Genomic DNA, 13,494 nt, shown 5'->3' on the forward strand with positions numbered 1-13,494 from the left:
GGTTAAATCAGGCCCAGCGTCTTGAATGAATTATATCCCGCCCGGCTGATGATGATGTGATCATGCACGGTGATCTCCATCGCCTTGGCCGCATCAACGATCTTGCGGGTCATGTCGATGTCACCCTTTGACGGGGTGGCATCGCCGCTTGGATGGTTGTGCACCAGAATGAGCGCGGAGGCATGCAGTTCAAGTGCGCGCTTGATGACTTCGCGCGGGTAAACCGGGGTGTGATCGACGGTGCCGCGTTGATGGCATTCATCGGCAATCAGCCGGTTCTTGCGATCGAGAAACAGCAGATGCAGCTCCTCGTTCTTAAGGTGCCCGATCCGGGCCCGGCAATAATCAATCAGCTGTTCCCAGCTGGCGATGACCGGCAATTCCATCGCCCGTTCGCGTGACAGATGCAGGGCACTTGCCTCGGCAATCTTGATGGCGGCAATTCCGGCTTCGCCAAGTCCCTTTGCGGTTTTAAGGTCTTCGGGGCGGGCGGCCAGAACATTGGCAAAGCTGCCAAATTGCGCGATCAGGGATTTCGCCAGCGGTTTGACGTCGCCCCGCGGCATGGCCATGCACAGCATCAGTTCAAGCAACTCGTAATCGGCAAGGGCGGTGGCACCCCCCTTGATAAACCGATCCCGCAGCCGTTGGCGATGGCCGTGATAATGGGGTTTTGCGGATTTGGATTTTTCGGCGTCCGCTGCGTCGGTGCCGGATGCGCCAAGCGTGCCCGATACATGCACTGTCCGGGCCTGATCGAAAAAGACCCGCGTGCCATCATCAATTTCTGATGAGGTCTGATGGGCAGGAGTGGAAGCAGCTTTGCGATCCTGTTTTTCGCTCAAATCTGCTTCCCCTTGTTAGGTGCCCGTTACTCGGCAGCTTTGCTGAGATCGTAGGGCGGCTTTTCCAGGCCGGCCGGGGATCGGGTAAAGATTTCAAACCCGTCATCCGTCACGCCGAGTGAATGTTCAAACTGTGCAGACAGTTTGCGGTCTCGCGTCACGGCTGTCCAGCCATCGGGCAAAATTTTACACGCATAGGTTCCCTGGTTGATCATCGGCTCAATCGTAAAGATCATGCCGGGCTCAAGCACCAGACCTTCGCCCGGCTTGCCGTAATGCAGGATATTTGGCGCATCATGGAACACCTGCCCAAGCCCGTGACCGCAGAAATCACGCACCACCGAAAAACGTTCGCTTTCGGCATAGGACTGAATGGCATGGCCGATATCGCCAAGGGTTGCCCCCGGTTTGACGGCATTGATCCCACGCCAAAGCGCTTCATAGGTAACATCGACAAGACGCTGCGCCATGACTTTGGGCGTGCCTGCAATATACATGCGCGATGTATCGCCATACCAGCCATCAAGGATGACGGTGACATCGATATTCATGATGTCGCCATTGGCGAGTTTCTTGTCGCCTGGAATACCATGGCAGACCACATGGTTGATTGAGGTACAGGTCGATTTCGGAAAACCGCGATAGCCAAGGCAGGCCGAGATCGCATTGTGATCGCGGATATATTCATCACACAGGCGATCCAGTTCACCCGTGGTGACACCCGGAACCACATGCGGGGTAATCATATCAAGCACTTCTGCTGCCAGCTTGCCAGCGGCGCGCATGCCTTCAAATGCTTCGGGGCCGTGAATTTTAACTGTTCCGTTCGCCACCCGAAAATCTCCTTAAACTCGGCTAGATGTCTATTTGTTTTATAGCCCAATGACATAAAGCCACCGGCCAGAATTGGCAAGGATTGGCTGATATGCGCGGGGTTTGATGCTTATAAGCCGGTGATCGGTAATGTGTCGCGCACCGTCACCGCACTCGTATCAATCGAACAATCATAGGCAATCGCCTCAACCCCGTTGGCACGCGCAGCCTTGAACCGTTCACCGTAATGCGGGTCAATGTCGGTGGCCAAGGTAAAGCGGTCACAATCGGTGCGCTGGATCAGATAAAACATCACCGCCCGATGACCTTCTGCAACCATATCGGCCATTTCATCCAGATGCTTTGCCCCGCGTGCGGTGACGGCATCGGGGAATTCTGCAAGGCCCGGAACATCCTGGTCACGTTTAAGATGGACGTTCTTGACCTCGACATAACAAAGACCGCGCTTTGGATCAGACAGCAATATGTCGATCCGCGAATTTTTGCCGTATTTGACCTCGCGCTTGAGGCTTTCATAGCCCGCCAGTTCGGGAATTTTCCCGGCAAGGATCGCTTCCTCGACAATGGCATTCGGGTGCGCGGTATTGATGCCGACCCACGCATCGCCGATCTGGCAAAGCTCCCAACTATATTTCAGTTTGCGTTTCGGATTGTCTGATTGCGACAGCCAGACATCAATCCCCGGCTCCTTCAGCCCGATCATCCCGCCCGGATTGGCACAATGGGCCGTGATCATTTCGCCATTATCAAGTTCGACATCGGCGAGAAACCGTTTGTACCGTTTGATCAGCTTACCGTGGATCAGGGGGTGGGGAAGTTGCATGTCGACCTTTCGGGAATTCTATCCTGACAGAAACTGTCATGTGATGGGCGTTATCAGACTGCCAATTTCGCGGCAAACAGGTCATACATCAACCCCTTGCAGCCACAACCCTTTCACGGAGCCATCATGCGTCAAAGCCTGCGCGATAAAATCATTGCCGTTTGCGATCGGAGAATCGCGCAAAAGGGGCCGGAAGTCGGCCTGTCATTCTATGCTTTCTTTGCCAATCGCAATGATAACCCGGAAACACTGATGGAGGCCGCCACCTGGTGGATCAAAACCCACGAACTTGATCACTTCGAAAAGGCGACCAAAATCCGCGAGATGGTCTTAGCCTGGAAGTGATCCCGGCTTGATCCAGCTTTATTGCTTTTTCGCGTCATCACCGAGGAAATCAACCAGACTGACCTGACCCGTTCCACGGCGCAGCGGTTTGGGCTGGCTTTCATCGGGTGCCCAGGCGGTCAGATAGATCACCTGAAACTTGGCATGGATGCGGCCATCAGGGCGGGCATGGCGTTCGTGATAAATCGCTGCCGCCCGCGCAAGCGTGCTGCGTTTGGTGAATTTCTTCGATCGTTTGGCAATCAGGTTGCTTTCACCCATTCCCGAAAGATCGCGCATCAGTTTCAGCGCGTCCGGATAATCGATATAGATATCATCGGCATCGACCACCGGCAGGGCAAAGCCACTGCGCTGTAAAAGTGCCCCGGCATCCTTCACATCGACAAAGGGCGATACACGCGGGGACACGCCGCCTTCTTCCTCCGCCTCCGCCGTCATCAGGGCTTCGCGCAAGTCCTTGAGCGTCTCACCGCCGAGCAGGCAAGCCAGAAATAACCCGTCGGGTTTCAGGGCGCGACGGGCCTGAAGCAACATACCGGGCAGGTCATTGACCCAATGAAGTGACAAGTTGGACAGGATCAGATCAAGCGATCCTTCGGCAAAGGGCAGGAATTCCTCATCCGCGACCAGCGTGCCTTTGCCGTTATTGGCCTGTGCGACCGTGGCATAGCCCCGCGAAATATCGGACTGATACAGCGTTTCGATGCCGCCGCGCGGGCCAATGATCTGGCCCAACTCTCCGCTGTGACAGCCAAGATCGACCGCCAGCGGAAATGTGCGCGTGGTATCATCAAGGCGATCGGCAAGGCGTTCGGCCGTTTCAGCAAACAGGAAATTATAATCCTGTGCCTTGGTCGCCGCCCGGTCGCGGCGCAGTTTCAGGATGTCTCGATCAAAGACGGTGATCGGATCGGCCATGGGGCGGGAAGCTCCGGCTAAAATCGTTGTAAAAGTTACGATCTAGATAGAGCTTTGATCCCGCCCTTGCAATCGAAGAACCTGAAATCCATTCAGCCTATATCGACAGAACCAGTGGCGTTGGTTCGCCATCTTCCGGTTCGGCAGGGACAGCGCAACAGATCAACGCTTCGTCCGGGCCGACTTTTGCGCTGGGCCGGTTTTTATAGGTAACCCTGCCCTGGGTGATTTTGGTGCGACATGTGCCGCAATTCCCACCCCGACAACTTGCCTCTGGCGTGAGACCGGCATCCTCGGCCAGTTCAAGCAACATCTTGTTTGCATCCGGTTGCCACACGGCCGACCGGTTTGATTGGGCAAATACGACCTTGGTGGGCTTGCTGCTTGCGCGGGGCAATTCGGGAACGTCGTCATCGCTATCCCGGCTGCGGGTTAATGACGCGGGGCCAAATGCCTCTGCGTGAATGCGCTTGTCGGCGATGTTCAGCCCGCGCAGCCCGTCATAAAGGCCTTGCATGAAGGGCGGCGGGCCGCACAGGTAGAAGTCAAAATCGTCAAACGGCAAAACGGCCCGCAACACGTTCATGTCAATATGGCCCGATGCTTCGTAATCCTTGCGCGGTGTCGCGCCATCGGGATCACCAAGAACCCGGATGATCCGGATGTTGCCCTGGGCGGCTTTGACCAGTTCGACAATTTCCGCATCAAAGGCACGGTCAGCAATGCTCCGTGCTGCATAAAACAGCCAGATCTGGCGGAAATTGCGTGTGCGCAATCCCTCGTAAACCGCAAGGCGCATCATCGACATCATGGGCGTGATGCCAATTCCGCCTGCCATTAAAACCATCGGCCGTTTGATATCCGGCAGCAGGGAAAAATCACCAGCAGGGGCGCGTGCCTCAAGGGTATCGCCAACATTCAGGTTTTCATGAAGATGGCCGGATACCAAGCCTTCGCGTTTGACACTGATGCGATAGTGCGCATCTGACGGTGCGCTGGAAAGTGTATAGGTTCGGATCAACGGTTTGGCATGGCCCGCCACGTTCACCCGGATTGGCAAATGCTGACCGGGGTTGAATGACACCAAGCCACCCTGATCAGCCGGTTCGAGGTGGAAGGATTTGATCAGATGGTTTTCTTCTGTAATCCGCGCCACTTTGAACGAACGCCATTGTTGTGCGGCGCTCATCGCGGCGAGCTTCTTCTCCGCACTTTCCCAGTCCCCGGTCAGAAGGCTATTGGGGGACATGCCTTCTTCCTGCGGGCGCCAGCGGATTGGCAATGCCGATGCCCGCCAGACTGTTTTGCGCGGGAAAACACGCCACAGCCGTTCGGCACCCTTGAAAGCACTAATTTCCGGGCCTTCGGTGATGACTTCTGCATCACCGGTAATTTGCAAGACATCACCGGTCGCAAAATCGGTAAAGACAAGCCCCGCCTTGGGATTGCACAGGATATTGCCCAGCGTATTGAAAAACTGGTTTCCGGCGAAGTCAGGAATTGTCAGCGTGCCATCGGCATCAACATGAACAAAGCCCGGTTTGCCACCACGATGGGATGCATCAACTTCGCGATGCCCGCCGTCACGATCAACATAGGTCGCAACGAAAAAGGTATCGGCCTGTGCAATCAGGTTTCGCGCCCGGTCATCAAGTTCGCCGGATGTTTCGGGTTTGGATGTCGGTGCAGACATCGGGTCGCGGACAAATTCGAAATCGCGCAGACGAATATATTGCGGGCAGTTGCCAAAACTGTGTCCAACCCGAATGTCAAATTTCGTATCGGTCTGTGCGGTAATGCGTCCATTTAGTCGGTTGCGGCGGCGCGTATGCAATTCGATGCCGATCATACCAATCGGGTTGCCGTCGCCCATCCCGGCATCGGCGGGGTCATCGGCGTCGCGCGGCAAATTGACGGACAGGTGATAGGGATCAGATGCCGACAGGAATCCGGGATGATTGGCGCGCAAGGTCGCCCAGACATCATCGTTCTCGTCGACAGTTCCGAACACGGCAAAGGGCAGTTGCGGATAAAACTGGCGATGTTGATCGATCAGGTGATCACGCAGAACACGTTTTCCGACATCCGCCATTTGTTGGCGAACACCGACCCGTTCCTGCATCTCGATTTCACCTTGGTGCCAGGCCTCACGGTCTTTTGGGGGCATCACTGGCGTGGGTGTTGCGGTGTTGGCCGTGTTCATCTCGTGCTCCTGTCCGTTGGTAAGACGGTATCGAGGCGTGGCAAATCCGGTGGGGCCGGTGCGCTTGAAGTTCTTGCGCGCTACGCGCAGGGATCAACGACCGGCCCATATCATCACGAAGCCGCCCGAAGACCGACCGACGACGTTTCAAACGGGACAAAGCCCGGCAGTGCTTCAATACGTTTCAGCCATGCAAGGACATGCGTGTAGGGATCAAGCGCGACATTGCCTTCGGGGGCGTTGGCGATATAGCTGTAAAGCGCGATATCGGCGGCGGTCGGATGATCAAGCGCAATCCAGTCGCGGTTTGACAGGCGATCATCGATCAGTTTCAGAACGCCATGCGCACGGGCAATAACATCGTTTGCATCAAACTTGGCGCCAAACAACGTCAACAGACGTGCCGCACACGGGCCGTAGGCAATTTCACCCGCTGCAACCGAAAGCCATCGCTGAACCTGTGCCAGATCGGCTGCATCTTCGGGGAGCCAGCTGGTCGCACCGATCTTTTTGGCGGCATAGACCATGATTGCGATGGAATCCGCGATAACAACATCGCCATCTTCAAGCACGGGAACCTGCCCGAACGGGTTCAGTTCAAGGAATTCCGAGGACTTGTGTTCACCATTGACCATGTCGACATGAACCAGCTCGTGATCAATGCCAAGCAGGCTAAGGAAAAGGTGGGCGCGATGGGCGTGTCCCGATAGCGCGAAATAATGCAATTTCATAAAAAATCCTCCGAGTTACTGGTTCGCATGGGGCGAAAACGGAGGATATTGTGATTATTTCTATTTAATGATGGAATTCCGTTTATTGGAAATTTAGTATTCCGATAAGTGGAATAATCACGGGGTGCAAGATGGACCGTTTCGAAGCAATGAATGTGTTTGTGCATGTGGTCGAGGCGCGCAGCTTTGCCGCTGCTGCCCGCGCGTTGCGTCAAAGTCCACCTGCGGTCACCCGCGCGGTCGCCTATCTGGAGGATGTGACAGGCGCACGTCTTTTAACTCGGACGACCCGGTCGGTCACGGTGACAGAGGCCGGTGCACGGTATTATGCAGACTGCAAAAGGTTGCTGGCCGATCTGAAAGAGGTCGAGGCCGCCGCCGGTGGGGCCTATGCCAAGCCAAGCGGGATGTTGACCATCACTGCCCCGGTTCAGTTCGGACAGATGCATGTCGCCCCGATTGTTGGCGCATATCTGGATGAATATCCCGACATGCACGCACGGCTGCTGCTGTTTGATCGCATCGTCAATATTGTCGAGGAAGGCATCGATCTTGCCGTGCGCATTGGTGATCTGGCCGACTCATCATTAACGGCCGTGCGGGTCGGGCAGGTCAGCCAGATCCTTTGCGCTTCACCAGCGTATTTTCAGAAATACGGAACGCCGCAACACCCGTCTGAGCTTGCCGCGCATCGCATCATTGCCACCACCGGGTCGTCTGCGCGGCTTGATTGGCAATTCAGATCCCCGGATGGTGGGCGCAAGATCGGCTTTTCCCCGGATGCCAGATGGCAAACCAATTCGATTGAGGCGGCGCGCAATGCAGCCCTTGATGGTTGGGGGATTGTGCGCATGCTGTCCTATCAGGCGGCCCCCTATCTTGCGGATGGGCGGTTGGTGGCCGTGCTTGACGAATATGATCCCGATCCTGTGCCAATTCATCTGGTCCATCCCGAGGGCCGCCACGCCCCGGCAAAGGTCCGGGCGTTTATTGATCTGGCGGCGGATACCTTGCGGAAAAATCCGTTATTTGATTTTGGCTAACTCAATCACCGCGTGTGTTATGCTGCCGGTTCCTTAAGGTGATCGTGGATAGCATCGCAGATGATCGAATGGGTCCGCACCGTCGCAACCATGGGCGTTAACGCCATTTTACCACCGCGTTGCGGGGGCTGTGGCGATGTGACCGATACGACCCATGCGGTCTGTGCCGCGTGTTGGGCGGGGTTAAGGTTTATCACGGCCCCGCAATGTGCCTGTTGCGGCTATCCGTTCGAACTTGATGATAGCGGTAACATCGGCGGTGATCCTGATGAAAGCGGACAGATTTTGTGTGGCAATTGCCTGCAAAAGAAACCGGCCTTTGATCAGGCACGGGCGGCGCTGGTGTATGATGATCACAGCCGTGAATACCTGTTGCGGTTCAAACATGCGGATCGCGGCGACCTGACACCACTTCTTGCGCGCTGGGTTTATCAGGCGGGCAGGGGGATCTGGGATCAGGCCGATCTGATCGTGCCGGTGCCGTTGCATCGAAGACGGCTTTTGAAACGGCGCTATAACCAGTCGGGCCTTTTGGCAGCAAAGCTTTCGCAGATGACAGGCGTGCCTTGGGATGGACTGGTTTTGGCCCGTCAGCGCAATACAAGAAGCCTTGGCGGGCTTGGGCCGTCTTCACGCAAACGCGAAGTTGGCGGGGCATTTGTTGTCGATGAAGCGCGCGCTCAGAAACGCAATCTTGCCGGGGCGCGGGTGGTGTTGGTTGACGATGTTCTGACAACCGGGGCGACGGCCAATGCCTGTGTTCGGGCGTTAAAGCAATCAGGCGTTATGCACGTATCTGTGATCACGGTTGCACGTGTCGTGCGATGACGCGCTGCAAGATTTCTGTTATATAGCCGTCATCTGACTGAAATTCCGCACCGTATCAGACGCAGTGGACCCGATAATCCGGGGCATTCGCGATGATCGGTTGCCAAAGAAAGGATGACTGCCTCATGGCAAAAGTTGAAGTCTATGCCACCGAATGGTGCCCGTATTGCAAGCGTGCGCGTAAGCTGCTTGAGGAAAAGGGTGCGAAATACCAGCTGATCGATGTGATGATGGAACCGCGTCGCAAAAAGGAAATGATGGACCGTGCCAATGGTCGTCATACCGTGCCGCAGATCTTCATCAATGACGAACATATTGGCGGCTGTGACGAGCTGATGGCGCTGGAAGCTGCTGACAAGCTCGAAGCCAAGCTGTCTGCCTGATCGCCAATTGGCTGATTAACGGCAATTGTCATACAAAACCCCGGCCAGTTTGGCCGGGGTTTTTATTTGTCTGATGATTGCAATCTTAGCCGAATGTGGCTTCCATTTCCTTGCGGAAGGCAATTGCCGGGTCCTTGGCATCGAATTCGAGATCATCCCAGGTAAGCGTCTGATCCATGGCGACGGGGCGCTTGATTTTCAAATGGTGCGCAAGCCCGATCGGAAGGGCATTACGCGACTTTGACGTCAGGGCAGGCATCAGTTTGCCGTAAACCGTATATCCACCCTCGCCATCCAGCATTTCACCGGGTTTAAGATCACGCTTGGCGGTGGCGACCGCATCACCCGACCATGCGCGCGATGTGCCGGTGGCTTCACCCCGTAGGGCGGCGGAGGCCACCGAAATGCCAAGTTCCAACCCGATGAGGTGATAGGGTTTGTACATGGTCGAATATTGACCACTTGGGTCGGTCAGGAGGCCATATTCGTTAAAGCAGCGCGCGACATATTCGCTGGGGGCCTCAAAGGTCACATAAACGCCCCAGCGCAGATCGCGAAACACCGGACGGGTGTCACGTTCAAGACTTGAAACCACCTCGACCGTGCCTTTGCGATCCAGTATGCCGCCACTTTCGCGCGGACAAAGCAGTCGGGGTAAATCATCCACGCCACAGGCCGGGAACTGCAATCCGCAATCCTGTGGCACAAGATCACAGGCATTGGACACGGCCGCCATTTCGATGGCCGATTTGGTGCCGTCCAGGAAGCTGTTGAAAATTTGCGGGTTCATGCCGCCCGCCTGTGCCTGTTCGGGTGTCAGGCCATAGTGATGCCAGACATCATCGGGCGTGACATGGTGATAGATCGGAAGATATTTGGTGCCCTTGCCAGCACACGTTACCGGCAGGCCAATCGCGCGGGCCCAATCGACCATTTCCGAAATCAACGCCGGTTGATCGCCATAGGCCATGGAATAGACAAGTCCGGCGGCCTCCGCCCGTTTGGCAAGCAGGGGGCCTGCAAGCACATCGGCCTCGACATTGACCATGACGATGTGACGGCCGTGTTCGATGGCCTTAAGCGCAAAGCGTATACCGGCCGCGGGGCTTCCGGTGGCATCAATGATGACTTCAAGCCCGTCGGCGGCAATCAGGGCATCTGCATCCTCGGTCAGCCATGTGGTGCCGTCGCGATAGGCCGATGCAGCGTCCTTTGCCGCAAACTGGTCATCGGACCATCCGACACGGCGCAGGGCGGCCTTGGTACGATCAATGCTAAGATCGGCAATACCCAGAACGTGATAGCCCGGATGATGGCCGGCCTGACTTAAAAACATCGATCCGAACTTGCCAGCACCGATAATGCCAACCCGGACGGGATTGCCTTCATCGGCCCGTTTGCGGAGCTTTATATCAAGGTTCATTGGCGTTCCTCCCAGACAGGAAACTTGTCGTTCTTATATGGTTCTGCCTTTGGCGACGCGGACGGGGCATTGGCAGATTTTTTGAAGTCGATGGGGATTGGTGGTGCGAAGGGCTCGGAAAAGGCGGGCTGTTGGTGGCAGCGGGGGGAAGGTCAGCTTGGCTTTTCCATTCGGGAAATCAGGCGATCACGTGCATTGCGCCCATGATCGCGCGCCAGTTTTTCGGCAAGAGGACCATCGCCGACACAGATTGCATCGGCGATGGCCTGATGTTCCGTCCAGATCGGATCACGGGGGTACCCGATCTGCAGGTAGGCATGCATCACGCGTCTGATCTGGAGCCAGACTGCGGCTGATGCTTCGGGCAACAGGGGGTTACCCGACAAACGGTAGATCGTTTGATGGAATGCGACGTCGGCTGCAACAAGGTTTGCGGTGTCGCCGCTGCCCAGAGCGTGGTGTCCCTGTATAATGGCAGCCCGCAAAGCCGATTCCCGATCCGGTGCCTTGGTTTCAGCAGCAAGACGAGCAGCAAGCCCGTCAAATGCTTCTCTCAGGTCATAAACGTGACGGACAAGGTCGCTGTCGACAGGCGCAACGCGATATCCGCGCCGTCCCATCGGTTCGACCAGTCCGTCACGACGCAGCAACCCCAGAGCTTGCAACACTGGTTGCCGCGAGACATTGAGTTCCTCGGCAATAGCTTCCTGACGCAAAGGTGTCCCGGGAGGGAGAGCACCGGAACACAAGGCATCAACCAAACGGTCATGCACTTCGTCAGTCAGACTTTTTCGGCCGGAAAGAGGTTCCATCTTCGATCCTCGTTAGGTGTACGGAATACTGTATACACTAATTTTGAGGATGAAAAGACTGAATTTGGGATGTGCGTGATGTCGGTTGTTGATGCGGAAATGCGCAATGTGTGCCCCAAAGCGCAGGGCTTTTTGCGGGCCTTGTTCGCGGCTGCGCTATCCCAATTGTCTATTGCGGCAGGCTGGCATGAGACGCATCATGAAGACGGATAATGATAAAAAGGAGACTGCGTCATGACCCGTTTCATTGCGGCCTGCGTGCAGGTCAATTCGCGCGATGTGATGTCTGATAACCTTGCGCGGGCGGCAACCTATGCCCGCGATGCCCATGCGGCGGGGGCCAGATTGATCGCCTTTCCTGAAAACGTGTCGATGATGTCGTTTGGCGGCGAAAATGTCCGCGCCGCTGCCTTTCCCGAAGATGAGCATCCCGGTTTGGTTTTCTTTTGCGACCTGGCCGAAGAACTGAGATCGACCCTGATTGTCGGATCGCTGCATGTCAAAGTGCCGGATGAAGATCGCGTTGCGAACCGGTGTTTCGTGATTGGTCTGGATGGCAAGGTCATCACGTCCTATGACAAGATCCACATGTTTGACGTCGATCTGGCGAATGGCGAAAGTTACCGCGAAAGCAAAACATTCCGTCCCGGCAATGCGGCCCGACTGGCCGAAACAGAATTTGGCAAGGTCGGGATAACGATCTGTTATGACGTGCGGTTCCCGCATCTGTTTCGCGATTACGCCAAGGCGGGGGCAAAGATCCTCAGCATCCCGGCGGCCTTCACCCGCACCACCGGGCAGGCGCACTGGCATACGCTTTTGAAGGCGCGTGCGATTGAAAACGGATGCTTTGTGATTGCGGCGGCCCAGTGCGGTGATCATCCGGGCGACCGCCAGACATTTGGTCATTCCCTGATCATTGATCCGTGGGGGCAGGTTCTGGCCGATGGCGGCACCGATCCGGGTTTCATCACCGCCGAGATTGATCTGACGCGGGTTGATGAAATTCGCCGGATGGTGCCATCGCTTGGCAATGATCGGGAATATAAATCCTGTTAGTCGGGTCTTGATCGAAGTGGTCAGGCGTAACTGACCACTTCGAATTCAATGTCGTTTTCATCCCGGAAATAGAACCGGCGGCCGGGTTCGTAATCGGCGTGGTTGAAGGTTTCGATGCCGTCGGCCTTTATCTTTGCCTCGGTCGCATCAAGGTCATCGACGACAATCCCGATATGGTTCAGCCCACCAATTGTGGCATAGGAGTTATCCTGGCCGTCCTTTGGCGTGCCAAGGGCATAGATCGCGACATAACTTGTGTCATTGCCAACATGATAGGACAGCCCGCCATAGATGGCTTCCCCATGCCAGCGGGTGTGCCAGCCAAACCAGTTATGCAGGTTCCGGGCGGTTTTCGCCGGATCGGCGACCGTAAAATTCACGTGTTCGAGAAATGCAGCAGTCATGGCTTGTCCTTTTTTGGGATGTCTGTTTTCCGGTTTCCCTTCTTGGTAATTCCTCAACTATAGTTGAGGTCAAGGGGTAATTCTCATTGATTGATATAGGAAGCGTTGAGCGGTTTTTCACAGGCTCACGCGATCTCACGAAACAGTGTCGCAACGTCATTTCGCTTTGAAGCTATTCCCGGGCAAACTCGGTTCATCAGGGATTTTCAAACGGAGGAACAGGGATGATGTTCAAAAAGTTTTTGATCGGTACGGTATTTGTTTTTGGCCTGTCGGGTGCCGCCTTTGCGGGCGAGCAATATGTCGATGAAACCGGCTTTGCGATCAGCGGCTATGACGCGGTGGCCTATTTCAATTTGCCGCAAAAAGATGTTGGCATGATGCAGCCCCATGCCGTTCCGGGCCGGGCCGACATTACGGCTGAATATAATGGTGCGACCTGGGCATTTGCGTCCGAGGAAAACCGCGACATGTTTTTGGCCGATCCGGCGAAATACGCGCCGGCCTTTGATGGGCATTGTGCATACGGGGTTGTAAAGGGCGGCAAAGTGCCGGCCAACCCGAACCTGTGGCGGATTGTCGACGGGAAACTTTATCTGAACATCACGCCGGCCGTGGTTGGTTTCTGGAACGAGGATATTTCAGGCAATATCAGTGCCGCCAAAGGCAACTGGACCGATCTTGAAAGCAAGTCAGCGTCGGACAAAAGCTGGATGGCAATTTCAGATAATGACGGCACCTATGATATGGCAGCCCCGATCAAGTAATATGGGTGACACGCAGACAAACAAAAACGCACCGGCAAACTGGCCGGTGCGTTTTGCATTTCAGGACAGTGACGCA

16 protein-coding genes are annotated in these 13,494 nt (G+C 55.7%); 7 read left to right on the forward strand and 9 right to left on the reverse strand.

All coding sequences use genetic code 11. The annotated features are described in order from the left end of the window. Positions 1-2 precede the first annotated feature (2 nt). From radC to sfsA, 3 genes are all read right to left on the reverse strand, one after another. Complete coding sequence (gene radC, locus AUQ41_RS14085) at positions 3-845, reverse strand: DNA repair protein RadC (RefSeq protein ID WP_198155638.1); 843 nt, start codon at positions 843-845, stop codon at positions 3-5. A 26-nt stretch (positions 846-871) separates the two neighbouring features. Next, entirely contained in the window at positions 872-1,678 is an 807-nt protein-coding gene (gene map / locus AUQ41_RS14090; protein WP_063088941.1) for a type I methionyl aminopeptidase, read from the reverse strand. Positions 1,679-1,788: 110 nt separating this feature from the next. Beyond that, a complete protein-coding gene (gene sfsA, locus AUQ41_RS14095; protein ID WP_063088942.1) occupies positions 1,789-2,502 on the reverse strand; it encodes a DNA/RNA nuclease SfsA in 714 nt (237 codons plus the stop codon). Between the two features lie 126 nt (positions 2,503-2,628). On the opposite strand from sfsA, the gene AUQ41_RS14100 reads away from it, so the two are divergent. Further along, the gene (locus AUQ41_RS14100; RefSeq protein WP_063088943.1) at positions 2,629-2,847 is read left to right on the forward strand and encodes a DUF6500 family protein; all 219 of its coding nucleotides are present in this window, start codon (positions 2,629-2,631) and stop codon (positions 2,845-2,847) included. 18 nt (positions 2,848-2,865) lie between these two features. Here the strand turns inward: AUQ41_RS14100 and AUQ41_RS14105 are convergent, their stop codons facing one another. From AUQ41_RS14105 to AUQ41_RS14115, 3 genes are all read right to left on the reverse strand, one after another. Next, positions 2,866-3,765 carry a methyltransferase domain-containing protein gene (locus tag AUQ41_RS14105; RefSeq protein WP_063088944.1) on the reverse strand — a complete coding sequence of 300 codons (900 nt, stop codon included), beginning with the start codon at positions 3,763-3,765 and terminating at the stop codon, positions 2,866-2,868. A 97-nt stretch (positions 3,766-3,862) separates the two neighbouring features. Then, positions 3,863-5,968 carry a pyridoxamine 5'-phosphate oxidase family protein gene (locus AUQ41_RS14110; protein WP_063088945.1) on the reverse strand — a complete coding sequence of 702 codons (2,106 nt, stop codon included), beginning with the start codon at positions 5,966-5,968 and terminating at the stop codon, positions 3,863-3,865. A 113-nt stretch (positions 5,969-6,081) separates the two neighbouring features. After that, positions 6,082-6,699 (reverse strand): glutathione S-transferase family protein, encoded by a 618-nt coding sequence (locus AUQ41_RS14115; protein WP_063088946.1) that lies wholly within the window; start codon positions 6,697-6,699, stop codon positions 6,082-6,084. Positions 6,700-6,830: 131 nt separating this feature from the next. Here AUQ41_RS14115 and AUQ41_RS14120 point away from each other — a divergent pair, with 131 nt between their 5' ends. The 3 genes from AUQ41_RS14120 (at position 6,831) to grxC (ending at position 8,953) form a co-directional block, all read left to right on the forward strand. Next, positions 6,831-7,742: a LysR substrate-binding domain-containing protein gene (locus AUQ41_RS14120; RefSeq protein WP_063088947.1), complete on the forward strand. Its 912-nt coding sequence runs from the start codon at positions 6,831-6,833 to the stop codon at positions 7,740-7,742. Between the two features lie 60 nt (positions 7,743-7,802). Then, positions 7,803-8,570: a ComF family protein gene (locus tag AUQ41_RS14125; RefSeq protein WP_063088948.1), complete on the forward strand. Its 768-nt coding sequence runs from the start codon at positions 7,803-7,805 to the stop codon at positions 8,568-8,570. Between the two features lie 125 nt (positions 8,571-8,695). After that, positions 8,696-8,953, forward strand: coding sequence for a glutaredoxin 3 (grxC, locus tag AUQ41_RS14130; RefSeq protein WP_008891709.1), 258 nt, complete (start codon positions 8,696-8,698; stop codon positions 8,951-8,953). Positions 8,954-9,038: 85 nt separating this feature from the next. Here the strand turns inward: grxC and AUQ41_RS14135 are convergent, their stop codons facing one another. Together AUQ41_RS14135 and AUQ41_RS14140 are read right to left on the reverse strand one after the other, a co-directional pair. Beyond that, on the reverse strand, positions 9,039-10,376 hold the full coding sequence (locus tag AUQ41_RS14135; protein WP_063088949.1) for an NAD(P)H-dependent oxidoreductase: 1,338 nt from the start codon (positions 10,374-10,376) through the stop codon (positions 9,039-9,041). A 152-nt stretch (positions 10,377-10,528) separates the two neighbouring features. After that, positions 10,529-11,188: a GntR family transcriptional regulator gene (locus AUQ41_RS14140; RefSeq protein WP_008891707.1), complete on the reverse strand. Its 660-nt coding sequence runs from the start codon at positions 11,186-11,188 to the stop codon at positions 10,529-10,531. Positions 11,189-11,266: 78 nt separating this feature from the next. Between AUQ41_RS14140 and AUQ41_RS21290 the strand changes: the two genes are divergently transcribed. Together AUQ41_RS21290 and AUQ41_RS14145 are read left to right on the forward strand one after the other, a co-directional pair. Further along, entirely contained in the window at positions 11,267-11,401 is a 135-nt protein-coding gene (locus AUQ41_RS21290) for a hypothetical protein (RefSeq protein WP_255356201.1), read from the forward strand. 21 nt (positions 11,402-11,422) lie between these two features. Beyond that, positions 11,423-12,247 (forward strand): carbon-nitrogen hydrolase family protein, encoded by an 825-nt coding sequence (locus AUQ41_RS14145; RefSeq protein WP_063088950.1) that lies wholly within the window; start codon positions 11,423-11,425, stop codon positions 12,245-12,247. Between the two features lie 20 nt (positions 12,248-12,267). Here the strand turns inward: AUQ41_RS14145 and AUQ41_RS14150 are convergent, their stop codons facing one another. Next, positions 12,268-12,651, reverse strand: a complete 384-nt coding sequence (locus AUQ41_RS14150; protein ID WP_063088951.1) for a VOC family protein — start codon at positions 12,649-12,651, stop codon at positions 12,268-12,270. Between the two features lie 224 nt (positions 12,652-12,875). On the opposite strand from AUQ41_RS14150, the gene AUQ41_RS14155 reads away from it, so the two are divergent. After that, on the forward strand, positions 12,876-13,418 hold the full coding sequence (locus AUQ41_RS14155; protein ID WP_063088952.1) for a YHS domain-containing (seleno)protein: 543 nt from the start codon (positions 12,876-12,878) through the stop codon (positions 13,416-13,418). The last annotated feature ends 76 nt before the right edge of the window (positions 13,419-13,494 follow it).

It is taken from the genome of Thalassospira sp. MCCC 1A02898 (genome assembly GCF_001618185.1).
GTDB classification, from domain to species: domain Bacteria; phylum Pseudomonadota; class Alphaproteobacteria; order Rhodospirillales; family Thalassospiraceae; genus Thalassospira; species Thalassospira tepidiphila.